This is a genomic window from Roseivivax isoporae LMG 25204 (genome assembly GCF_000521865.1).
GTDB classification, from domain to species: domain Bacteria; phylum Pseudomonadota; class Alphaproteobacteria; order Rhodobacterales; family Rhodobacteraceae; genus Roseivivax; species Roseivivax isoporae.
On record NZ_JAME01000002.1, the window covers coordinates 1 to 23,264 of the forward strand.

At 70.5% G+C, this 23,264-nt stretch carries 20 protein-coding genes and 1 tRNA gene; 7 read left to right on the forward strand and 14 right to left on the reverse strand.

Features of this window, described 5'->3' with window-relative positions; genetic code table 11:
* Together RISW2_RS01125 and RISW2_RS01130 are read left to right on the forward strand one after the other, a co-directional pair.
* Positions 1–442, forward strand: a 442-nt coding sequence (locus RISW2_RS01125; RefSeq protein WP_043765528.1) for a hypothetical protein, incomplete at its 5' end; no start/stop codon positions are given.
* A 75-nt stretch (positions 443–517) separates the two neighbouring features.
* The gene (locus RISW2_RS01130) at positions 518–958 is read left to right on the forward strand and encodes a hypothetical protein (RefSeq protein WP_043765530.1); all 441 of its coding nucleotides are present in this window, start codon (positions 518–520) and stop codon (positions 956–958) included.
* Here the strand turns inward: RISW2_RS01130 and RISW2_RS24440 are convergent.
* The 3 genes from RISW2_RS24440 to RISW2_RS01140 form a co-directional block, all read right to left on the reverse strand.
* A complete protein-coding gene (locus RISW2_RS24440; RefSeq protein ID WP_156943752.1) occupies positions 936–1,346 on the reverse strand; it encodes a hypothetical protein in 411 nt (136 codons plus the stop codon). The genes RISW2_RS01130 and RISW2_RS24440 overlap by 23 nt on opposite strands.
* A gap of 176 nt (positions 1,347–1,522) precedes the next feature.
* The gene (locus RISW2_RS23835; RefSeq protein ID WP_084615201.1) at positions 1,523–1,717 is read right to left on the reverse strand and encodes a helix-turn-helix transcriptional regulator; all 195 of its coding nucleotides are present in this window, start codon (positions 1,715–1,717) and stop codon (positions 1,523–1,525) included.
* A 201-nt stretch (positions 1,718–1,918) separates the two neighbouring features.
* Positions 1,919–1,993: transfer RNA gene (locus RISW2_RS01140), tRNA-Phe, on the reverse strand.
* A 149-nt stretch (positions 1,994–2,142) separates the two neighbouring features.
* Here RISW2_RS01140 and mnmH point away from each other — a divergent pair.
* Positions 2,143–3,219, forward strand: a complete 1,077-nt coding sequence (gene mnmH / locus RISW2_RS01145; RefSeq protein WP_043765534.1) for a tRNA 2-selenouridine(34) synthase MnmH — start codon at positions 2,143–2,145, stop codon at positions 3,217–3,219.
* Here mnmH and selD read toward each other — a convergent pair.
* The 7 genes from selD to urtA form a co-directional block, all read right to left on the reverse strand.
* Positions 3,209–5,380, reverse strand: a complete 2,172-nt coding sequence (selD, locus tag RISW2_RS01150; protein ID WP_043765537.1) for a selenide, water dikinase SelD — start codon at positions 5,378–5,380, stop codon at positions 3,209–3,211. The genes mnmH and selD overlap by 11 nt on opposite strands.
* A 72-nt stretch (positions 5,381–5,452) precedes the next feature.
* A complete protein-coding gene (gene urtE / locus RISW2_RS01155) occupies positions 5,453–6,148 on the reverse strand; it encodes an urea ABC transporter ATP-binding subunit UrtE (protein WP_043765539.1) in 696 nt (231 codons plus the stop codon).
* A 13-nt stretch (positions 6,149–6,161) separates the two neighbouring features.
* Positions 6,162–6,902 carry an urea ABC transporter ATP-binding protein UrtD gene (gene urtD, locus RISW2_RS01160; protein ID WP_043765540.1) on the reverse strand — a complete coding sequence of 247 codons (741 nt, stop codon included), beginning with the start codon at positions 6,900–6,902 and terminating at the stop codon, positions 6,162–6,164.
* Complete coding sequence (gene urtC, locus RISW2_RS01165) at positions 6,902–8,110, reverse strand: urea ABC transporter permease subunit UrtC (RefSeq protein WP_051491725.1); 1,209 nt, start codon at positions 8,108–8,110, stop codon at positions 6,902–6,904. The genes urtD and urtC overlap by 1 nt, the downstream gene beginning before the upstream one ends.
* A gap of 76 nt (positions 8,111–8,186) precedes the next feature.
* Positions 8,187–8,576, reverse strand: a complete 390-nt coding sequence (locus RISW2_RS01170; RefSeq protein ID WP_043765542.1) for a hypothetical protein — start codon at positions 8,574–8,576, stop codon at positions 8,187–8,189.
* A 60-nt stretch (positions 8,577–8,636) separates the two neighbouring features.
* The gene (urtB, locus tag RISW2_RS01175; RefSeq protein WP_156943762.1) at positions 8,637–10,598 is read right to left on the reverse strand and encodes an urea ABC transporter permease subunit UrtB; all 1,962 of its coding nucleotides are present in this window, start codon (positions 10,596–10,598) and stop codon (positions 8,637–8,639) included.
* A gap of 100 nt (positions 10,599–10,698) precedes the next feature.
* Positions 10,699–11,991: an urea ABC transporter substrate-binding protein gene (gene urtA, locus RISW2_RS01180; RefSeq protein WP_043765544.1), complete on the reverse strand. Its 1,293-nt coding sequence runs from the start codon at positions 11,989–11,991 to the stop codon at positions 10,699–10,701.
* Positions 11,992–12,481: 490 nt separating this feature from the next.
* Between urtA and RISW2_RS01185 the strand changes: the two genes are divergently transcribed.
* From RISW2_RS01185 to RISW2_RS01200, 4 genes are all read left to right on the forward strand, one after another.
* Positions 12,482–13,906 (forward strand): circularly permuted type 2 ATP-grasp protein, encoded by a 1,425-nt coding sequence (locus tag RISW2_RS01185; protein WP_043765546.1) that lies wholly within the window; start codon positions 12,482–12,484, stop codon positions 13,904–13,906.
* 20 nt (positions 13,907–13,926) lie between these two features.
* On the forward strand, positions 13,927–14,880 hold the full coding sequence (locus RISW2_RS01190; RefSeq protein WP_043765548.1) for an alpha-E domain-containing protein: 954 nt from the start codon (positions 13,927–13,929) through the stop codon (positions 14,878–14,880).
* Complete coding sequence (locus RISW2_RS01195; protein ID WP_043765550.1) at positions 14,877–15,734, forward strand: transglutaminase family protein; 858 nt, start codon at positions 14,877–14,879, stop codon at positions 15,732–15,734. Before RISW2_RS01190 ends, RISW2_RS01195 begins: the two co-directional genes overlap by 4 nt.
* A 108-nt stretch (positions 15,735–15,842) precedes the next feature.
* Positions 15,843–16,571, forward strand: a complete 729-nt coding sequence (locus tag RISW2_RS01200) for a proteasome-type protease (protein WP_043765552.1) — start codon at positions 15,843–15,845, stop codon at positions 16,569–16,571.
* A gap of 7 nt (positions 16,572–16,578) precedes the next feature.
* On the opposite strand, the gene RISW2_RS01205 is transcribed toward RISW2_RS01200, so the two are convergent.
* The 4 genes from RISW2_RS01205 to RISW2_RS01220 form a co-directional block, all read right to left on the reverse strand.
* Positions 16,579–17,316 carry an Nmad3 family putative nucleotide modification protein gene (locus RISW2_RS01205; protein ID WP_043765554.1) on the reverse strand — a complete coding sequence of 246 codons (738 nt, stop codon included), beginning with the start codon at positions 17,314–17,316 and terminating at the stop codon, positions 16,579–16,581.
* Between the two features lie 43 nt (positions 17,317–17,359).
* Positions 17,360–20,467 (reverse strand): efflux RND transporter permease subunit, encoded by a 3,108-nt coding sequence (locus RISW2_RS01210; RefSeq protein WP_043765556.1) that lies wholly within the window; start codon positions 20,465–20,467, stop codon positions 17,360–17,362.
* A gap of 11 nt (positions 20,468–20,478) precedes the next feature.
* A complete protein-coding gene (locus tag RISW2_RS01215; RefSeq protein ID WP_043765912.1) occupies positions 20,479–21,642 on the reverse strand; it encodes an efflux RND transporter periplasmic adaptor subunit in 1,164 nt (387 codons plus the stop codon).
* A gap of 149 nt (positions 21,643–21,791) precedes the next feature.
* Positions 21,792–23,228, reverse strand: coding sequence for an alpha/beta fold hydrolase (locus RISW2_RS01220; RefSeq protein ID WP_051491727.1), 1,437 nt, complete (start codon positions 23,226–23,228; stop codon positions 21,792–21,794).
* Between the last annotated feature and the right edge of the window lie 36 nt (positions 23,229–23,264).

A 23,264-nucleotide genomic window follows, 5' to 3' on the forward strand; every position in this document is an offset into this window, starting at 1 on the left:
ACTCCAAAGGGAGCAGGTCACGGTTGTCACGAACGACGGCGCGACAAGGAGTATCGGCATGTTTCACAAGATGGACAGGGTCAAGGTTGAAAACCCGAGAGCTCGAGTGATCGTGGTGAAGGAGATCTTCGACCCCAATGGCGAGGCTCTCCTGGGCGCGGTGGCGACCGTCGGCGGACCAAGGGCGCACCTGGGTTGTCTGCAACTGATGTGTGACATCGCGAGTTCTGCGCAGTTATCGAGGCCCATGCAGGCCGATCTCGAGCGCCGCCATCAGCTCCTGGCAAAGGCACGGACCGTAGGCGCTGCGCACGACGATGAAACGGATCGGTCTCGTGAGGAAGTCGGGCACATGACGGACCGACTCACCGAACTCCTGGAGGAGATCGGACCGGCGGGCCGAAAGGTCGATCTCAGTGAATGGCTCGTGCGACGGGCATGACCAACGCCCGGCCTCCGAGCCGGGATCTTGACGCGCGCAGCAAGGTGCTGCGCCGAGAAAAACGAGGAGTTGGCCATGAACAAAGACTATCTGGAAATGCCCCTGGAAAACCTCTGCGCGAAGATCCTGTTCGATCTCGAGGCCGCATCTGACGGACTGCTGTCGGCAGACATTGCGGGGAGTGCTCACGACCGCGCCGTAATGGCGCGATGGGCCGCGCGTGTGCGCGGAGGCGGCGGCCTGAGGCATGGCGTGTCGGCAACGATAACGCCCATACTCGCGCTGCTGCAAGCCGAGATGGACGAAGAAACGAGAGGTTACCGGAACGTTTTCGAGGGTCATCTCGACACGGAGGAGGGGCCGGTCGGCCACGTGGTCCGTAGGCGGTTCCTTACGGAACGTGGTGAGCGCATCCGCGCCTGGCACGACGGTCTTCGCCGTCTCAGGCATATGCTTCAAGTCGCCGAGGCCCGCCTCGACGCCGAGCGGGCGGTCAATCGGAGGATGGCGCGGTGAAGCGGGACAGAACCGTCTGCCGCTCCGCATCGGAGGTGTGGGCATGATAAGGAGGTCCGACCCCTTCGGCGGCGACCGGGCACGGCTCGCGTTTGATCTCGGCAAGGCGTGGGCCTGGTGCGAACATGTTCATCGCGATATCGGGCCGTTCACCCTCGTCGCAGGGGTGTTCGATCTGGGCGACGGCCGCTTCGGCGTCGAGCCCGGTATTGAAGAAGCAGAGTGGTATTTCGAGTGCGGTGTCATACGTGAGACGGCCCTCGAAGCGCTCGGCACGCTCGGCTATCTCGAAGCCCCGGTAGAATGGTATGCCCGATACCCAACCGCTTTCATATTCGCGCGGCGTCTCTCTGCGCATGAGGCGTTGCCGGCAGTCGGCTTCTTTCATGGTAAGGGCCTGCCGACACGCGGATAGCTCGGCGGAATGAAAAGACGAAGAAGGCCCGGGCAGTTGCGCGGGCCTTCTTCCAGTATCTATGGCTCAAGGATAAGGCCCTACATTGTCGAGGCACCTGCGGCAGAGCGAACCCTTTGCATGCTTCAGGTTTCATCCGACTGCCTGCATCACTCCGGGAATTTTCCTTCGACCACCTTCATGATGAGAGAGCGGCGCCAGCGGCTCGAACGCCCTTGTTTCTGTGCTTTGGGAAACGTTCCGCGGGCTATGTCGCGGTAGATGCTTGCCTTGGAGCGAGCCACGATCTCACAGACCGCCGTGATCGGCAGCAGAACATCGTGGGGGGTGTCTTCGTGGTTCATTCTTCTTCTCCGATTGCTGAACTGGAGAAGAAATGATGTCGATCAGGTTTCGCCGGAAACGCGGATATGCCAGTAATCGTGTCTGAGCCAATCGATCAAGGGAGGGGAGTCTGTCGTCCCGCTGTCGTCCCGGAGCAGCGTCCGCACAATTTCGACCAGCTCTTGGGTGCTAAAAACCATTGCCAATCAATGGTTTATGAGTGGTGCCCGGGGGCGGAATCGAACCACCGACACGAGGATTTTCAATCCACTGCTCTACCCCTGAGCTACCCGGGCACGGGTGAGGGCTGACCCTCGGGGTGAGCGGGGGGATAGCCGAGGGCCGCGGCGGTGTCCAGAGGGCGGGGACGAGAAAAATCGCGCCGCGTGCGGGCGGCCGTGCGTGCGGGCTTTCGCTGGTCCGCGGAGGGCGCTAGGTCAGGCGGATGAGCTACACAGCGACTTCTGCCGACGACCTTCTCGCGCATGGCTTCGACACGGTGATCGACGTGCGCTCGCCGTCGGAATTCGCCGAGGACCACGTGCCGGGGGCAATCAACCTGCCGGTCCTCGACGATGCCGAGCGGGCCCGCGTCGGCACCATCTACAAGCAGCAATCGCCGTTCCTCGCGCGCAAGATCGGCGCGGCGCTGGTGTTCCGCAATGCCGCGGCGCATGTCGAGGGGCCGCTCGCCCTGCATGACGGCGCCTGGCGGCCGCTGGTCTACTGCTGGCGTGGCGGGCAGCGCTCGGGGTCGATGCGCTGGATGCTCGAGCAGATCGGCTGGCGGGCCGAGGCGCTCGGGGGCGGCTATCGCACCTGGCGGCGACTCGTGACGGACCGGCTCTACGCGGCGCCGCTCGGTTTCTCGCTCGTGCAGCTCGGCGGCTACACGGGCACGGCCAAGACCGCGCTGCTGCCGCGGCTTGCCGCGCGGGGCGTGCAGGTGATCGACCTCGAGGGGCTCGCGCGGCACCGCGGCTCGCTTCTCGGCGACCTGCCGGGCGGGCAGCCGTCGCAGAAGGCCTTCGAGACGGCACTGGTGCAGGCGCTGCACGGACTCGACCCGGCGCGGCCGGTGGTGGTCGAGGCGGAGAGCTCGAAGATCGGGCGCATCCTGCTGCCGCCGTCGCTCTGGGAGGCGATGAAGGTCGCGCCCTGGATCGAGGTCGAGGCGCCGGTCGAGGCCCGGGCGGCCTATCTTGCAGAGGCCTACGACGACATCCTGTCGGATGAGGCCGCGCTCAGGCAGAAGCTCGACCCGCTGCGCCGGCACCGCGGCCACGAGGTGGTCGACCACTGGACGGATCTCATCCGCGCGGGCGACCGCCGGGCGCTCTGCGCCGCGCTGGTCGCGGACCATTACGACCCGGCCTACCGGCGCTCCATGCGCGCGGTTGGGCCGGTCGTGGCGGGGCGCGTCGACACCGCGCGGCTCGATCCGCCGGCGCTCGAGGCGGTGGCGGACCGCGTCGCCGCCATGGTGGCGGGCATGGGACCCGCCGCGCGGGTCAGTCCGTGACGTCGATCTGGCCGGCCATCCCGCCGGTCAGCCAGCCGATCTGCGCCGCCTCGGTGTAACCCTCGGCGTGGAGCGCCGCGAGAAGGCCGCGGGCATCCTCGGGGGCGACCGCGGCGAGGAGCCCGCCCGCCGTCTGCGGGTCGAAGACCAGCGCGATTTCGGCGGTTTCGGGCAGGTCGGGCATCACCGCGCGGTTCTGGGGGTAGAGCGAGGACCGCACGCCGCGGGCCGCGAGGGCAAGTGCGCCGTCCAGATGCGGGATCGCGTGCAGCCAGAGTTCCGCGCCGGTGCCGGAGGCGGCCGCGAGCGATTGCAGGTGGCCGGCGAGGCCGAAGCCCGTGACGTCGGTCATGGCGCGCGCACCCCGCAGGACATGCGCCGCGAGCGCCTCGGACCGGGTCATGGCGGCAAGTGCCGCGGCGACCGTGCGGGCGCCGGCGCGGCGGTCCATCTCGGCCGCCATGATCGTTCCGGAGCCGAGGCCCTTGGTCAGGATCAGCGCGTCGCCCGGGCGCCCGCCCGAGAGCGTCACCGGCGCGCCGTCGCAGAGGCCCGTGACCGAGAAGCCGATGCTGAGCTCGTCGCCGACGGAGGTGTGCCCGCCCACGAGATCGGCGCCCGCAGCCCGCAGGACCTCCTCGGCGGTCTGCAGGATCTCCTGCAGCGTGCGCGCGGCGAGCGCGTCCGAGAGCCGCGGCAGGATGACGTTCGCGGTCGCGGCCTGCGGGGCCGCCGCCATGGCGTGCACATCGTTCAGTGCGTGCACGGCGGAAATGCGGGTCATGACGGCGGGGTCGGGCCAGAGCGCGCGCAGATGGTCGGTGCTGATGACCTGCCGCACGCCGCCCACGACCAGCACTGCGGCGTCGTCGTTGGCCAGCCGCTCCACGTCGTCGCGCTGCGGGGGCGAGATGCGGCGGAGCGCGTCGTTCAGCGTGCCGCGCCCGACCTTGGCGCCGCAGCCGCCGCACATGGGCTTTGGACCCAGCGCCTCGCGCAGGCCGCGGGCGCGGGGCCAGGGCAGGTCGGGCGCGGGCATGCGCGGCAGGTCCGACAGCTTCTCCATGAAGCGGCGGTCGATGCGGTCCTTCCAGCGCCAGACCCAGCCGCCCGAGAACGACAGGCCGAACCGGTCGCCGAGCGCGCGCGTGCCGCCGAGCGAGACGAGCTTGAGGTAATCGCGCTGCGGCCGGTAGCGGCGATAGCCGCCGCGCCCGAGCGCAACGCGCAGGTTGTGGTCGAGAACCGGCGCCTGCCGCACCGCGTAGACGCCGGCCTTGGGGCGCGGATGCTCCGCCATGTGCGCGCAATCGCCCACGGCGAAGATGCCCTCGGCCGAGCTCTGCAGTCGCGGGCCGACGGTCACGAAGCCGTCGGTCATGTGGAGCCCCGAGCGGGCGAGCCAGGGCTGTGCCCGCGCGCCGGCGGCGCCCGCGACGAAGGCTGCCGGGATCGCGGTGCCGTCGGCCAGCACGAGACCCGCGGCGTCGACGCGGGTGATCTCGACGTCCTCGTGCAGGACGATCGCCGCCGCCCGCAGCGCCTCGCCGAGCCGCCGCCGCGTGCCCGCGCGCAGGCCCGCGACGGCACGGCCGCTGTCGAGGAGGTGCACCTGCCGCTCTGGCGCCACCGCCGCGAGCCGGTGCGCCATGGCGAGCGCGAGCTCGGTGCCCGCGATGCCCGCGCCGATCACAGCCGCGTCGCCTTCCGCGCCCGAGGCGAGGAAGCGCTCCCACCGTTCGGCGAAGGGACCGAGCGGCTTGGCCGGGACCGCGTGGGCGCCGAAGCCCACGAGGTCGGGCATGTCCGAGGTCACGCCGATGTCGAGCGAGGCCACGTCGAAACCCACGGGCGTCCGCCCCTCGACCGCGATCTCGCGGCGGTGCAGGTCGAGGTCGCAGGCCCGCCCGAGGATGAGCCGCGCGCCGGCAAAGCGCGCAAGCCGCACGAGGTCGATCTCGAGCGCCTCGCGGGGGTAGTGCCCCGCGACGAAGCCCGGCAGCATGCCCGAATAGGCGGTGGCGGGCGTGGGGTCGATCACCGTCAGCCGGACGCCCGGCAGCGGCTTCATCCCCCAGCGCCGCAGCACCAGCGCGTGGGTGTGGCCGCCGCCGATCAGGACGAGGTCGCGGGTCAGCGGCAGGGGCGGGGCGGCAAGCATGGGCAGTCTCCGGCTGTCGCCACCCGCAATAGCATGCATGCCCCGCCACTCAAGGGCGGACGGGCCGCGGCGTCAGATCGACACGCGCGACAGGAGCGCCTCGCGGTCGATCTCGCCCGCCTTGCCCGAGAGGGACACCGCGCCGCGCGTGACCGCCACGAAGCGGTCGGCGAGGCCCCAGGTGAAGTCGAAATACTGTTCGACGAGGACGATCGCCATCTCGCCCTCGTCGCGCAGCTCGGCGATGACGCGGCCGATCTGCTGGATGATGTTGGGCTGGATGCCCTCGGTCGGTTCGTCGAGCAGAAGCACGCGCGGCCGGGTGATGAGCGCGCGGGCGATGGCGAGCTGCTGCTGCTGGCCGCCCGACAGGTCGCCGCCGCGCCGCGCGCGCATCTCGCGCAGCACCGGAAAGAGCCGCCAGATGCGGTCGGGCACGCCGCGCTCGGGCCCCGACAGGCAGGCAAATCCCGTCTCGAGGTTCTCCATCACCGTCATGAGCGGGAAGATCTCGCGCCCCTGCGGCACGTAGGCGATGCCCGCGCGGGCCGCCTGCATGGCGGTCGGATGGTCGAGCCGCCGGCCATCGAGCGTGACCGTGCCGCCGGAATAGGGATGCCGGCCCGCGATCGCCTTGAGCAGCGACGTCTTGCCCACCCCGTTCGTGCCCATGACGGCGGTCACGCGGCCCGCTTCGGCCACGAGGTCGATGCCGTGCAGGATCTGGCTCTGGCCGTAATGCAGCGTCAGGCGGTCGACCTCGAGCATGTGCGGCGCCTCCTCAGCGTCCCAGGTAGACGTCGATGACGTCGCGGTTTGCGGTGACGTGGTCGAGGCTGCCCTCGGCCAGGACCGAGCCCTCGTGCAGGACGGTCACCTTGCAGCCGAGCCTGCGGACGAAGTCCATGTCGTGTTCCACCACCACCACGGCGTGGCGTTCCGCGAGCCGTTTCAGCAGGTCCGTGGTGTGCGCGCGCTCTGCCGGGGTCATGCCGGCGGCGGGCTCGTCCACGAGCAGGAGCCGCGGATCCTGCGCCAGCAGCATGCCGATCTCGAGCCATTGCTTCTGGCCGTGGGACAGCTCGCCCGCGATGCGGGGCAGGTCGTCCGAGAGGCCGATCTCGGCCGCGATCGCGGCGATGCGGTCCGCGCTCGCCTGCGTAGGCCGCAGGCGCAGCACGTCGAGCGGCCCGCGCGGCGCCTTGAGCGCCATGGCGAGGTTCTCGCGCACGGTCTGCGCCTCGAACACGGTCGGTTTCTGGAACTTGCGCCCGATGCCCGCCCGCGCGATCTGGCTTTCCGAGAGCTTGAGGAGCGACACCGACTTCTCGCCCCAGAGGACACGGCCGGTGTCGGGCCGGGTCTTGCCGGTCACGATGTCCATGAACGTCGTCTTGCCGGCGCCGTTCGGACCGATGATGGCGCGCAGCTCCGGCTCGCCGATCTGGAACGAGAGGTTGTTGATGGCGCGGAAGCCGTCGAAGGACACCGAGACGCCGGACAGCTCGAGCAGCGACGCCATCACTCCGCCGCCTCCGCGCGCGTGCGGGCCGGCGCGGCCGTCGGTGCCGGGCGGCGGGCCACGAGATCGAAGAGGCCGCCGATGCCCTTCGGCGCGAACAGCGTGACCGCGACGAAGGACAGGCCCAGCAGCACCAGCCACCAGTCGGTCCAGCGGATCTCGTAGACCCCGAGGTCGATGTCGGGGGCTCCGCCGCCGGTGAACCACGAGGACAGGAGCGACACGAAGGCCGCGCCGATCACCGCGCCGTAGAGCCGGCCGCGCCCGCCGATCGCCACCCAGACCGCGAGGTAGATGGAGGCGATGGGCGCCACCTCGGCCGGGTTGATGATGCCCGCCTGCGGGTAGTAGAGCGCCCCCGCGATGCCCGCGACCACCGCGGAGAGCGTGAACACGAAGAGCTTGAAGCCCTCCACGTGGTAGCCGAGGAAACGCACCCGCGCCTCGTTGTCGCGGATGCCGCGGATTACCGACCCCATCCGCCCCGAGACGACCCAGGCAAAGAGCACGTATCCGAGCGCGAGGGCCAGCGCGGAGGCCCAGAAGAAGGCGATCGAGATGACGCTCTGCGGCGTGTCGCGGAAGAAGGGGATGTTCTGCAACCCCGAGAGGCCGTTGTTGCCCCTGAGACCGCTGTCGTTCTGGAAGAGGTAGAGCGCCAGCGCGAGCGTCATGGCCTGGGTCAGGATCGACAGGTAGACGCCGGTCACCCGGCTGCGGAAGGCGAGCCAGCCGAAGACCAGCGCGAGAAGCCCCGGCACCAGCACGACCATCAGGAGCTGCAGCGCGAGGCTGTCGGCGAAGGCCCAGATCAGCGGGAACTCGTTCGCGCCCACCACTCCGAAGATCTGCGTGGCGATGGCGTCCTCGATCTCGGCCGGGGTGGGCGGGATCGGCGCGTTGGCGAGGCTCCCGGTCACGATGATCTCGGTCCGGGCATACATGAGCCACATGCCGATCGCGTAGCCGCCGAGCCCGAAGAACGCCATGTGCCCGAGCGAGAGGATGCCGCAATAGCCCCAGACCACGTCCATCGCGATGGCGACGAGGCAGAGGCAGAGCGTCTTGCCCAGCGTCTTGACGAAGGACGTGGACAGCATCCCGACGCCCGTCGCCTCGGCCATGAGCGTCACCCCGAGGCAGAAGGCCGCGAGAATGGCGAGGAACCACGGGATCGAGGGGTTCTCGCGGATCAGCGTGCGGGTCATGGACGGGCCTCCCTCGCGGGGGACGCGGGGAACGGCGCGCGCAAGGTGAGCCGCAGGGCGCAGGCCCGCGCCTTCTTCAGAAGATGCGCTGTGCCCGGCGGGACAGGAAGAAGCCGTGCCCGTCGGCGTTGTGGCAGGTGAACCCCGTGCTCTCGGAGGTGCAGGCGATGGCCCCGAAGCGGCCGGTCACGCCGTAATCCGCCACGTCGGTATAGGTCGAGAGCCGCTTGGGGCCGTTCACGCACTGCGCGTGCGCGGGACCGCGTTCGCCCATGCCCACGTGCAGTTCCAGCCCGGTCGGGCATGTCTGGCCCTCGTGGTTGACGATCACGCAGTCGAGGAGCGCGCCGCCCTCCATCGAGCCGTTGCAGTAGATGTTGCCCGTCGGGGTCCGGAAGCCGAAGCCGTCGGCGAGGGAAGGGGCCGGCGCGGCGGCCAGGAAGGCGAGGGTCATGAAACGGCGCATCGTCAAATCCCGCTGATGAAAACGGGTGGACGATAGCAGCCCGGAGCGCGCAGGTCATGCTCAATCTCCCGCCGCACGGCCCTTCAGGGCGACGATGCCCTTGGGACGGAACTGGATGAAAAGGATGATGAAGAGGATCATGTAGGTCTGCGCGGCGAGCGTGTTCGACGGGTTGAACCACTCGATCCCCTTCTGCAGGACGCCGATCAGCGCGGCGCCGGCGAGGGTGCCCCAGACATTGCCGACCCCGCCCACGACCACGGTCATGAAGCTCTGCACGATGTAGTCGGCGCCCATTTCCGAGGTCACCTTGGCGTAGAGGCCGATGGCGACCCCCGCGATCCCCGCGATCCCCGAGCCGAGCCCGAAGGTCAGCATGTTGATGCGGTCGGGATCGATGCCCATCGACCCGGCCATCCCGGGATTCTGCGTCACCGCGCGCACCTCGAGCCCGAGCCGCGTGCGCTTGAGGATCCACAGGAGCAGCGCGAGGAAGATCAGCGCGAGGACGAAGATCGCGATGCGGATGTTGGCAATGGCCACCACGTCGTTGACCACCCACGCGCCGTCGAGCCAGGACGGCGCCGTGAGCGGTCGGGCCTGCGTGCCGAAGACGTTCTTGGCGATCTGCTGGAGCGCGATCGAGATGCCGAAGGTCGCGAGAAGCGTCTCGAGCGGGCGATGGTAGAGGTGGCGGATCACCAGCCGTTCCATCGCGACGCCCGCGGCGAAGGTGACGACGAAGGCGAGCGGCAGCGCCACGATCAGCGAGGCGGTGTAGTTCGGCACCACCTGCTGCACCACGTAGCCCGTGTAGGCGCCCATCATGATGAACTCGCCGTGCGCCATGTTGATCACGCCCATGACGCCGAAGGTGATGGCGAGCCCGATCGCCGCGAGAAAGTAGATCGAGGCGAGCGAGACCGCGTCGAGCCCGATATCGAGGACCTGGTAGCGGGCGACGCGGGCCTCGACCTCGTCGAGCGCCGTGCGGGCCGCGTCCGTCACCGCCGGGTCGTCCTCGGCGTAGACCTCGTAGAACACGTGGTCGGCAACCGCGGCACGGCGGTCCGCGTCGGTCACGAGCGGGGCGACGGTGCCCGCCTCGGCGAGCGCCGCATAGGCCTCGGCCCGAGCGGCGGGATCGGACAGGCGGCCGACGGGGATGCCGCCCACGCGCCCGTCCACGACGTTCGCGGCGAGCGCGTCGCGCACCGCCGCGTTGGTGACGGCCGGCGGAGCGAGGTCGGCGGCGACGAGCCGGCCGTAGGCGTCGGTCTCGCCGAGGTCTGTGCCGACTTCGAGCACGCGGGCCACGTTCGCGTCCGAGGGCATGGCCGGCGCCACGGCGCTGTCGGCGGCGAGAATCTGCGACAGGACCGAGCGCGTCTCGAGGTCCATGGCATCCGACAGGCTCTCGATCGCGGCGACGCGGGTCTCTGTGCCCGCGCCGAAGCGCGCCTCGAGCATGGCGACGAGGCGCGTCTTGCGCGCGGCGAGCACCGCGTCCGGTTCCTCGGCGATGGAGTTGCGCAGGGGGGCGAGCTGGTCGGGATCGGGCCGGCGCGAGATCGCGTCGAGCGCGGCCACGCGCGCCGCCCGGTCCGGGTCCGACAGCTGGAACTGCACGAGGGCGCCGGCGATCACCCGACGCACGCCGCCATTCGGCCGGATCTCGGTCATCGCGTCCGCGGGGGCGGTGCCGGTCCCGGCGTCGCTCGAGATGTCGCGCAGCGTGTACGTGTCGCCCGCGCGGTCGGCATAGTAGAAAAGCCCGTCTCCGGCGTTCCGGAACACGCCCTTGTTCTGCCAGCGCTCGAGAAACAGCGCGACGCCCGGCAGGTCCGAGGCCAGCAGGTCCGCGATCACGGGACCGACGGTCTGGCGCCCGGGATCGGCGACCTCCTCGGCGTGACCCTGCAGCAGCGCCTGCAGCGTTCCCGCCTCCTGCGCGCGCAGCGCGGCGGGCAGCGCGAGGGCCGTCACGGCAAGGACGAGGGCAGCGAGGAGCGCGCGCAGCATGAGGGGCACCGGGGTCATGAGGGAAAGGGGTGCGGCGCCGGGCGGCATGCGCGGGGGCGGCCTGTCGCCCCGCCTGTCGCCGGCGCCGCGCGGGGCCGCGTCAGTAGTTCGACTTCATCTGCACGCAGCTCGACGTCTCGGTGTTGTACATGCCGCAGCCCAGGTCCTTCCAGTCCGAGGTCAGCACGGCGCTGTCGGGCAGGTAGTCGGTCCACGCGTCGCCCGGCACCTCCTCGGTCTCGCTGATGATGTCGAACTGGCCGTCCGCCCGGATCTCGCCGATCAGCACCGGTTTCGAGAGGTGATGGTTGACGCCCATGACCGCCGTGCCGCCGGTGAGGTTGGGGAATTCCTGGCCCCACATCGCCTCGCGCACCGCGTCGACATCGGTGGTGCCCGCCTGCTCGACGGCGTTCACCCACATGTTGAAGCCGATGTAGTGCGCCTCCATCGGGTCGTTGGTCACGCGGGCGTCGTCGCCGATGAACGCATGCCAGGTCTCGATGAATTCAGCGTTCTCGGGCGTGTCGGCGGACATGAAGTAATTCCACGCCGCGAGGTGGCCGACGAGGTTCGAGGCGTCGAGGCCCGACAGCTCCTCCTCGCCCACCGAGAAGGCCACGACGGGGATGTCGTCGGCCGAGACGCCCGAAGCGGCGAGTTCCTTGTAGAAGCCGATATTGGCGTCGCCGTTGATGGTCGAGATGACGCCCACCTGCTTGCCGTCTGCGCCGAGCGCCACCACGTCCGACACGATCGTCGCCCAGTCGGAATGGCCGAAGGGCGTGTAGTTCACGAAGATGTCCTCTTCCGCGATGCCCTTCGACTCGAGGTAGCTTTCGAGGATGTTGTTCGTGGTGCGCGGGTAGACGTAGTCGGTGCCGAGCAGCGCGAACTTCTCGACGCCGAGCTCCTCGAGGAAGTAGTCGACCGCCGGGATCGCCTGCTGGTTCGGCGCGGCGCCGGTGTAGAACACGTTCCGCGAGCTTTCCTCGCCCTCGTACTGCACGGGGTAGAACAGGAGCCCGTTCAGCTCCTCGATCACCGGCAGGACCGACTTGCGGCTGACGCTGGTCCAGTTGCCGAAGATCACGTCGACCTCGTGCACGCTCAGTAGCTCGCGCGCCTTCTCGGCAAAGAGCGGCCAGTCCGAGGCGGGGTCGACCACGACCGCCTCGAGTTCGCAGCCCAGAAGGCCGCCTGCCTCGTTCTGCTGCGCGACGAGCATCAGCATCGTGTCCTTGAGCGTCGTCTCGGAGATCGCCATCGTGCCCGACAGCGAGTGCAGCACGCCGACCTTGATCGGGCAGGACGCCTCCTGCGCCAGCGCGCTGCCGGCGCCGCAGGCGACGGCGAGCGCGGTGGCGGCGGCCAGTCTGGATTTCGAAACCATCGTCGTTCCCCCTTCGGACGCTCGAGCGGGACCGGTCGGGCGCACGTGGCCCGGCCGGGCGGTTCGCGCCCCCTGAAGCGTCGCAGATTTTGCGGTTGTGTCGGGCTGCCTCACCTGACGCGGATCGGCCCCTTGCCCGACGGCCCGGGGCGCGCCGGTCCGGGCGCGTCCCGACCACCTGAGTAAGGGACGCCTCCGCGCCGCGCAGAGGGATCAGTGCACGCTGACCATGCGTAAACCGGATTCTGCGCGCGTTCTCACCGTTTTCGCAGGGGCCTGCCCGGAAAAGCGGCAGGACGGGCGCCGCGCCGGCCCCGGGCGGTCCTGCATCTGCCCGTTCGGCGGGCGGAGGGCGCGGTCGTGATGCGGAATCACGGCGCGCCGGGCGCCTGCTGTGGCGGCGGGGGCGCGGCCTGCGTGCCATGACATTCAAAGTGTTTGCGGATCAGCGTGTTCCGGTGCTTGTCTGTGCGGGAAAGGGGCTCAGCACATGACGCAAGACTTATCGGGTACGTTCAACGAGATGATGAACGGCGCGGACATCCGGGCTGCGTACAGCAACCTGGAACGCTGGCACAACGAGATGCCGGCCGACCTGCGCAGCCTGAAGCAGCACGAGGCGGAGAACCTGTTCCGCCGCGTCGGGATCACCTTCGCCGTCTACGGCGAGGGCGGCGACCCCGAACGGCTGATCCCGTTCGACATGTTCCCGCGCGTCTTCACCGCCGCGGAATGGCGCCGGCTCGACCGCGGCATCCGCCAGCGCGCCGCGGCGCTGAACGCCTTCCTGGCCGACGTCTACGACCGGCGCGAGATCATCCGCGCGGGCCGCATCCCCGAACACCTGGTGACCCGCAACGCCGCCTTCGAGAAGGCGGTGGTGGGCGTCCGGCCGCCACGCAACGTCTGGAGCCACATCGTCGGCATCGACATCGTGCGCACCGGCCGCGACCAGTTCTACGTGCTCGAGGACAATTGCCGCACGCCGTCCGGCGTCAGCTACATGCTGCAGAACCGCGAGATCATGATGCGCATGTTCCCGCAGCTCTTCGTCGACAACCGCATCGCGCCGGTGGACGGCTACGCGGCGCTCCTGAAGAAGACGCTGGCCTCGGTCGCGCCGCAGAAATGCGAAGGCGAGCCAAACGTGGTGATCCTGACGCCCGGCCAGTTCAACTCGGCGTATTACGAGCATTCCTTCCTCGCGGACCTCATGGGCGTCGAGCTGGTCGAGGGGCAGGACCTCTTCGTCGAGGGCGATTTCGTCTGGATGAAGACCACCGAGGGTCCGCAGAAGGTGGACGTCATCTACCGCCGGATCGACGACGCCTTCCTCGACCCGCTCTGCTTCCGCGCCGATTCCATGCTGGGCGTGCCGGGGCTCATGAACGTCTACCGCTCGGGCGGCGTGTCGATCTGCTCGGCCCCCGGTGCGGGTGTCGCCGACGACAAGGCGATCTACACCTTCGTGCCCGAAATGGTGCGCTTCTACCTGGGCGAGGCGCCGATCCTCGAGAACGTGCCGACCTGGCAATGCGCAAAGCCCGACGAATGCCAGTACGTGCTCGAGCATCTCGACGAGCTGGTGGTCAAGGAGGTGCACGGCTCGGGCGGCTACGGCATGCTGGTCGGGCCCAAGGCAGACCGCGCGCAGATCGACGCGTTCCATGCCAAGATCACCGAGCGGCCCGAGAACTACATCGCCCAGCCGACGCTGGCGCTGTCGACCTGCCCGACCTTCGTGGAAGAGGGCATCGCGCCCCGCCACGTGGATCTCAGGCCCTATTGCCTCGTGGGCGAGACGATCGAGCTGGTGCCCGGCGGTCTGACCCGCGTGGCGCTGAAGGAGGGCTCGCTCGTGGTCAATTCGAGCCAGGGCGGCGGCGTCAAGGACACCTGGGTCCTCGCGGACTGAGAACGGAGCGACGTGACAAGATGCTGAGCCGGACGGCCTCCCACCTCTACTGGATGGCGCGCTACATCGAGCGTGCCGAAACCACCGCGCGCCTTCTGCAGGTGGGGGCGCGCAACGCGCTCCTGCCGGACATCGGCGGCGGTTTCCGCAACGACTGGGAGGCGATCCTGCAGGCCACCGGGTCGCTGCACGCGTTCCGCGACAAATACGGCGAGACCAAGCAGCGCAACATCGAGACCTTCATGTTCTTCGACACGGAGAACCCGTCCTCGGTGGCGTCCTGCCTCGCCATGGCGCGCGAGAACGCCCGCGTGGTGCGCACCGCGCTCACGAGCCAGGTTTGGGACGGGCTGAACGGCGCCTACCAGGAGCTGCAGGAGTTCCACCGCACCGAACGTTCGCGGATGCAGCTCACCGACCTGACCGAGTGGACCATGAACGCCTGCGCGCTCGCGCGCGGGGGCATCGCCTCGACGCAGCTCCGAAACGATGGCTACTACTTCATGGGGCTCGGCTTTTCGATCGAGCGCGGCGACAACACCGCGCGGCTGCTCGACGTGAAATACTACGTGCTGCTGCCCTCGCTCAGCTACGTGGGTTCGGGCCTCGACCAGACGCAATGGGTCACGCTCCTGCGGTCGATGTCGGCGCACCGGGCGTTCAACTGGACCTATCGCGGCGAGATCACCGCGGCCAAGATCGCGCATTTCGTGATCCTGAACACCAAGTTCCCGCGTTCGCTGCTGAACTCGGTGCAGATGACGGTGGACAGCCTCGACCATCTCTCGCGCGGCTACGGCCAGCCCTCGCGGGCGCAGTCGGTGGCGCGCGCGCTGCTCGCGGAACTTGCCGAGGCGCAGGTCGAGGACATCTTCGACGAGGGGCTGCACGAGTTCCTCACCCGCTTCACGCGCCAGAACGCCGAGATCGCGGGCACCATCCAGGACACCTACCTGCAGGGAGAACCGGCATGAAGCTGCACGTGCGGCACGAGACGCGCTACGCCTTCGACGCGCCGGTCAAGCGGCTGGTGCAGTCGCACCGGCTCTGGCCCGCGGACAATGCCGCGCAGCGGGTCCTCAGCTGGTCGGTCGACGTGCCGGGCGGCGTGGTGGGCGCAAGCTTTCGCGATGGCGCGGGCGACATGACGCAGACCGTCAGCGTGCGCGGCCCGGTGACCGAGCTGACCGTGACGGTCGAGGGCCAGATCGAGACGGCGGATACCGCGGGCGTCCTCAAGGGGCACCGCGAGCTGGTGCCGCCCTCGGCCTACCTGACCGCGACCCGTCGCACCGCGCTGACCGCCGAGCTGCGCGGGCTCTCGCGGGACGCGCTCGACGGGCTCGAGGGCGCCGGCACGCTCGACCGCGCGCACGCGCTCATGCGCGCGGTGGCGAACGCCATCGCCTTCGTGCCGGGCGAGACCGAGCCCGCGACCACCGCCTCGGAGGCGCTGAACGGCGGGCAGGGCGTCTGCCAGGACCACACCCACGTCCTCATCGCGATCGCACAGGCGGCGGACATCCCGGCGCGCTACGTGACCGGCTACCTGCTGTCGACCGCGGACAGCGTGGGCGACGAGGCGGGCCACGCCTGGGCGGAACTCTGGGTCGACGGGCTGGGCTGGGTCGGGTTCGACGCGGCCAACCGCAAGTGCCCGGATGCGACCTATGTCCGGCTCGGTTCTGGATTCGATTCGCACGATGCGGCGCCGATCCGGGGCGTCCTGCACGGGCAGGCGGGCGAGACGCTGGGCGTCTCCGTCAGCGTGTCGCAGGCCGGGCAGGCGCAGCAGCAATCGCAGGGGGCCGGGCAGCGGCAGCAGTAACCGCGCGGTCACGCCTGCGTGTCATCCTGGGCCCGCGACGCGCAGCCGATGGACGCAGGGTCCGCGATCGGCTAGCTCGGGGTGTCTTGAGGGCAGGGGGCCGGGACGATGACCTATTGCGTGGGACTTCTGCTGGACGCCGGGATCGTGCTCCTGTCGGACACGCGCACGAATGCCGGGCTCGACAACATCGCGACCTACCGCAAGATGTTCACCTTCGCCAATGACGGCGAGCGTGTCGTCGCGATCATGACCGCAGGCAGCCTGTCGGTCACGCAGACCACGCTCGCGCGCCTGACCGAGGCGGCGGAGGATCAGGATGCCGACGAGAGCCGGTCGATCCTGAAGGCGCCGTCGATGCTGAAGGTCGCCGAACTGGTGGGCCAGACGCTATCGGACGTGACCGCCGAGGTGTCGGGCAAGATGGACCGCATGCGGCAGGCGGCCTCGGCGTCGATGATCGTCGCGGGGCAGCGGCGGGGCGGGCCCATGCGGCTGTTCCTGATCTATCCCGAGGGAAACTTCATCGAGGCGACGTCGGACACGCCCTACCTGCAGATCGGCGAGCACAAGTACGGCAAGCCGATTCTCGACCGGGTCATCACCCCCGGCACGCCGCTCGCCGACGCGGAGAAGGCGGTGCTCCTTTCCATGGATTCGACGCTGCGCTCGAACCTGAGCGTGGGCATGCCGCTCGACCTCGCGGTGATCGAGGCCGACGCGCTGCGGATCACCCGCCAGCGGCGGATCGAGGCGTCGGACGAGGGGTTCGCGCGCATGAGCCGGGCGTGGTCGGACGCACTGCGCGACGCCTTCCAGAAGATCGACCCGGTCTGAGCGGCGCTCAGCCCGCGGCCGCGATGCGCCCGAGCATGGCGGCAAGCCAGTCCCGCGCCTCCGGCCGGTCGCCCGCGTCGCAGACGAATTCCTGACCCCGTGACACGCTCCGCAGGATGCCCGGCTCGGACCAGCGGTCCGGATGGGCGTGGTAGCTGAGCCCCGCCTCGCGCAGCCAGTCGGGCACCCGCCAGTGGCAGAGCGGCCCGCCCGGCCGGGTCAGGCGCAGCGCGTCGGGCGCCGTCCGGGCGAGGGTGCCGCGCCCGAGGTAGAGCGCGTTCGCCGCGGGCCAGCGCCCCTCCGTGTGCGGGTGCCGGCGGGTGAAGCCATGCGGCTGACCGGCGGCGTCCGGTGCAGGCCCGAGCGGCACGACCTCCTCGACCTCGAGCGCGCCGAAGATTCGGTGATGGCGCTCGCGCGTGCCGGGCGTCTCGAAGAGGCCGAAGAACAGGAACACGTCGCCGGCGCCCACGCCGCGATTGGCAAGGTGGGCCTGCGCCGCGCCTGCCTGCCCGAAGGCACAGCGCCCGTTCTCGAACATCGGGTCGAGATGGCAGGGATCGTCCGCGGTGACGCGCCCGCGCGACGCCGCGGCGACCGCGTCCCCGAGCCCGAGCGCGCCGTAGGGGATGCCCCTGCCGCGGCGTTCCGGGATCGGCAGGCTGACCGGGCGGCCGTCCACGACGGGCGAGGCCCCGCCGCCCGATCCGGTGTCGAAGCCCTTGCGGCTGAACACGATCTTCATGGCGTGCGACCCTCGGTCCTGCGCGCCCGGATGGCAACCGCGCTCAGCGCGCGAGCGCCTCGTCGAGCTCCTGCGTCAGCCGGCGTTCCTCCTCTGCGCGGGGCGAGGAGAACCGCGCGAGGAGCAGGTAGGCCACCGGCGTCAGGAACAGCGTCGAGAGCGTCGCGAGCCCGAGCCCCCCCACGATGATCCAGCCCAGGGCCTCGCGCGCCTCGGCGCCCGCGCCCGCGGACAGGATCAGCGGCACGCCGCCCAGCACCGTCGAGGTCATGGTCATCATCACCGGGCGCAGCCGGATGGTCGAGGCGTCGAGGATCGCGTCGCGCACGCTCGCGCCGCCGTCGCGCAGCTGATTCGCGAACTCGACGATGAGGATGCCGTTCTTGGCCATGATCCCGATCAGCATGACGAGCCCGATCTGGCTGTAGACGTTCAGCGAGAGCCCGGTGAAGACCAGCGCGAAGATCGCGCAGGCCAGGCCCAGCGGCACCGTCGCCATGACCACCACCGCCGAGATGAAGCTTTCGAACTGCGCCGCCAGCACCAGGAGCACCACCGCGATGGCGAAGCCGAAGGTCAGGAGCAGGCCGGACGACGTCTGCTCGAGCTCCGCGGCCTCGGCGAGCGGCACGATCCGGTTCTCCTCCGACAAGACCTCGGCGCCCATGCGCTCGACCTCGGCGAGGGCGTCGCCCAGCGCCAGGTCGGGGGACAGCGAGGCGGAGATTTCGACCGACCGGTTCTGGCCCTCGCGGTTCAGTTCGGGCGCGATCGCGCGCTCCTCGAGGCTGACGAAACTCGCCATCGGCACCATCGTCCCGTCGCCCGCCTGGACGAACACGTTCTGCAGGTCTCCCGGATCGTCCACCGGGTCGGAGGTGGACAGCATCTGCACGTCGTAGCTCGTGTCGTCGATGAAGACCGACCCGGCTGTGCGTCCGTCGAGCACCGCCTGCAGCGCCTCGCCGAGGCCGGTGATGTCGACCCCCAGATCGGCGGCGCGCTGGCGGTCGATCTCGATGAAGAGCTGCGGCTGCGTGGTCTCGTATTCGAGCTGGACCTGGCCCATGGCCGGGTTTTCCTGCATCCGCGCGACGAGCGCCTCGGCGACCTCCGAAAGCTGCGTGTAGCTCGTGCCGGTGATGGCGAAGGACAGACCGCGCCCCGCGCCCCGGATGCCGAGCGAGTTGGGCTGGATGGCGAAGGCGCGCACGCCCACGATGTCGCGCAGGCCGCGGTTGATGTCGCCGACGATCTCGTCCTGGCTGCGGTCGCGCTCGGACCAGGGCGCGAGCGAGAACACCATGAAGCCCGAATTGTCCGCGCCGAAGCCCGTGATCGAGAAGGTGTTGCGGATCTCGCCCGAGGCCTCGAGCGGCGCCACCATCTCCTCGATGGCGCGCATCTTGGCCTGGGTGTAGTCGAGCGACACGCCCTGCGGCGCGGTCACCCGCAGGAGGGCCACGGCCCGGTCCTCGCGCGGGGTCAGCTCCTGCCGGACGCTGCCGAACATCGCGACCGCCGTCAGGGCAAAGAGCACGGCGGCGAGGACCACCACCATCGGCAGGGCGAGCGCGGCCTCGAGGCAGCGCCGGTAGAGCCCGGCCAGCCGGTCGCCGAGCCATGCCATGGGCCCGCGCGCCTCGCCCTCGGGCGGACGGGTCAGGAAGCGGCTCGCCAGCACCGGGCAGAGGGTCAGCGCCACCACCGAGGACAGCATCACCGCGAAGGCGAGGGTGAAGCCGAACTCGCGGAAGAGGCCGCCCGCCTGCCCGGGCAGAAAGGACAGCGGCACGAAGACGGCGGCGAGCGTCGCGGTGGTGGTGACGACCGCGAAGAACACCTGCCGGGTGCCGAGCACGGCGGCGGCGCGCGGCCCCATGCCCTCGGACCGCCGCCGCACGATGTTCTCGAGCACGACGATCGCGTCGTCGACCACCATGCCGGTGGCCAGCACAAGCGCCAGCAGCGTCAGGATGTTGACCGAGAATCCCACGAGGTAGATCGCGGCGAGCGTGCCGATCAGCGCCACCGGCATGGTCAGCGTCGGGATCAGCGTCGCGCGCAGGTCGCGCAGGAAGACGTAGATCACGAGGACGACGATGGCGACGGCCATGCCGAGCGTCTTCAGCACCTCCTCGATCGAGCCGTTGATGAACACCGCGTCGTCAGAGGTGACGAAGATCGACACGTCCTCGGGCAACGTCTCGTTCAGCTCCGCCACCGCGGCGCGCACGTCGGCCGAGATCTCGAGCGTGTTGGAGGTGGCCTGCCGGATCACCCCGATGCCGACGCCGGTCTGGCCGTTCGCGCGCAGCACGGTCTCGTTCGGGGCGGGGCCGAGGGTCACGCGCGCGACCTCTCCGAGCCGCACGTCGTCCGTGATCGGCAGGTCCTCGAACGCGGCCTCGGTGTCCACCGTCGCGGTGGTGCGCACGTTGATCGACTGGCGCGATCCCACGAGGTCGCCGGCCGGCGTGTCGTAGGCCACGTCCGCCAGCGTGGTGCGCACGTCGGCCAGCGTCAGCCCGCGGGCGGCAAGCTGCCCGAGGTCGATGTCGACACGGAAGATCGGTTCGCGGTCGCCGTAGATCTGCAGGTCCGCCACGCCGTCGATCGAGATCAGGCGGTCCTCGATCCGCTCCTGCACGATCTGGGTCAGGTCCTGCGGCGAGCGTCCGGCGGCGGTGACGGCCACGCGCAGCACCGGCTGGGCGTTGTCGTCGGCCTTGACCACGCGCGGCGTCTCGGCGCCGTCGGGCAGCTGGTTGGTGATGCGCGCGACCGCGTCGCGGGCATCCGTCGCCGCCACGTCGAGATCCACGTCGTCCTCGAACTCGATGGTCACCCGGCTGTCGCCGAAGCGCGACTGGGACGAGATCGTGCGGATGCCGGGGACCCGGCCCACCGCGCCCTCGATGCGGCCCGTCACCTCCTGGTCGACGCTTTCGGGCGAGGCGCCGGGATAGTCCGTGCGCACTGTCACCACCGGCCGGTCCACGTTCGGCAATTCCCGGATCTCGACGCCGAACAGGGCGGCGAGGCCCGCGAGGACCAGAAGCGTGCTGAGCACGAAGGCGAGGATCGGCCGGCGCACGAACAGGGCCGTGCCCGAGCCCGAAACCAGCGCCGCGTCCTGGGGATCGCTCATGCGGGCACTCCTCAGAGCTCGGCGCGCGGGGCGGACCCGTCGCGTGCCAGTTCCGCGTCGCGGCCGTCCACCACGCTGACCGCCGCGCCGGGCCGGAGGCTCTGCACGCCTTCGACCACGACCGGCTCGTCGGGCGCGAGATCCGCCTCGACCAGCACCCGGTCCGCGTCGCGCTGCCGGATCGTCACCGGCACCCGCACCGCGGCCGCGTCGCGCACGACCCAGACATAGGACCCCTCGGCCGACCATTGCACCGCCAGCGGGTCGACCGAGGGCAGCGTGTCGCCCGGGAACGTCATCTCGACGGTGAAGGCCATGCCCGCGCGCAGGAGATCGTCCGCGTTGTCGACCCGGGCCTGCACCCGCAGCGTGCGGCTCGCGCGGTCGACCACGTTGTCGATGGCATGGATCCTGCCCTCGAGCGTGACGCCGGGCCGCGCCAGCGGATGGGCGATGACCGGGCTGCCGGCATCGATGCGTCCGATCACGCGTTCGGGCACGCGGAAATCGATGAGGAGCGCCGAGCGGTCGGTGATGGTGCCGATCTCGTCGCCCGCCGACAGCCGGTCGCCCACCTGCACGTCGAGCACGCCGAGCCAGCCCGACAGCGGCGCGGGCACCACGCGCTGGGCGAGGTCGTATTCCGCCTGCCGCAGCGCCAGTTCCGCCGTCCGCAGCGCGAGGCGCACCTCGCGCGAGCGTACCTCGGTCACGGCGCCGGTCTCGCGCAGCTGCTCGATGCGCTCGGCCTCGACGCGTGCCTCCTCGAGCAGGAGCCGCGCACGTTCGACCTCGATGCGCTCGGCCGCGTCATCGAGCCTCAGGATGACCTGGCCCTCCTCGACATAGCCGGTCGTCGACAGGCCGATCTCGGCCACCTCGCCGCCGACCTCGGCGCGCAGCGTCACCGCGCGCAGGGCCTGGCCGTCTCCCAGCGCCTCGACCCGGTCGCCGATGGTGCCCGAACCCGCCGGTGCCACCACCACCTGCGCGGGGCCGCCGCCGCCGAAGCCGCCCGCGGCAGGCGCCGCCGCCTCGGCCACCTCGATGCCCAGCATGTCGGCGATGCCGTAGCGGTCGAGGACCTGCGCGGCCGAGGGCACGTAGCGCGCCCAGAGGACGACCGCCGCCGCCAGCACCGCGACGCACAGCAGGAGTTGCTTCAGGACGGACATGCGCATTTCCCCGTTGGTGCCGGCACGGTTCGCCGTCCGTGCACGGTCGTGTTACGGCACGACTGCACGATCCAGTTCACACATCCACCGCACGATCACGTGATGATGCGTCGCCCGGCGCAGGCGGGCAAGACGCCGCGGCACTTCGGTCACGCCGCGAAGAGCGGAAAGCTCACGCCGAGGGCCCAGGCGAGCACGAGGCCCAGCGCGATGCCGGGGGCGAGGGGTCCGGTGCGCGCCGACACCGCCCGGCCGGCGGTGCCGAAGACCGCGTAGAAGAGCAGGATCACCGGCGCGATCATCACGAGGAAGAACAGCTCGCGCGGGGCCAGCGCCACCGCCAGGCCGAGCGAGACGAGGAAGGCGCCGCGCAGCGCGATCCGCCGCCCGAGCGGCGCGCCGTGCGTCAGGACAGCGTCGGCCAGCATGAATGGGAGGGCGCCTGCCGCCAGGGCCGCGATGATGGGCAGCCGCTCCGCCACCGGCCAGAAGTTCGCGGCATAGCGGTCGAGCGCCACGCCGAAGAGGACCGACCATGCCAGCAGCAGCCCGAGCCCCGCGAGGGACAGCCCGCCGGGGCGCGCGCCCCAGCGCCACAGGAGCGCGAGCTGCAGCGCGCCGAAGAGGCCCAGATGCACCGCGAGGTGGTCGGCGACGAGCACCGGCAGCGCCGAGACGTCGAGAAGGACCGCCCCTGCCGGCGCGGCGATCGCGGGCACGAGCGTGACCGCGGCGAGCCGTCCGCGGCCGAGCGGGAGGGGCGGTGCGGCGCGGGCGGGCAGGCGGCGCGCGAGCGGCACGATGCCCGCCACGAGGCCGCCCAGCACCGCGAGGATGGCCCAGCCCGTGGGCGGGATCGTCACCGGGTGCGTCCGCCCGTAGGCGCGGTCGAGCCAGCCCACGGCCTCGGCCCGGCCGACGCGGCTTTGCAGGACCGCCACGTGTTCGGAAAAGGGCGCGGCGACCGCCCGCCGGATCACCGTGCCGGCCCGCGCGGTGTCGCCCTCGTCCGCGGCGGGATCGACCATGCGCAGGGCCTCGCGGGCGAACCCGCGCAGCCCGGGCTCCCATGCTCCCGCGATGATGAGGAGGTCGCGCGGCGTCGTGGCGTCGATTGCCCCCGAATAGGCCGAGACCAGCACCACGGGACCGATGTCGTCGCGCGCGGCGGCGACCCGCGCCAGAACGTCCGTCGCCATCGAGTGCCCGAGGAGCGCCACGGGCGTGCCCTCCGCCACGGCGTCGATCACCGTCTCGGTCTGCACGACGAGGCGCCGCGTGGCGCCGTCCTGCGCGGTCACGTCGCCCGACATGGGCACCGGGTTCCGCCCGTGCCCGAGGAAGTCGAAGGCGTGGACACGGTAGCCCGCCCGCGCCAGCGGAAGCGCGTAGCCCGCCATCATCTGCCGCGACCCGGCGAACCCGTGGGCGATGACCACGACGGGCCCGTCCGCCCCGGGGCGCGCGTAGCGCGTCACCGGCGTCGCGCCCACGTCCGCGCGCGTGATCGCGACGCCCGAGCGCGCCGCCTCGAGGCACCAGAGCCCCGCGACGACGAGGACGAGGGCGAGCAGGCTGCGCAGCACGGGCGGGACCTCCTGTCGCGACGGCCTCTCGCGCCG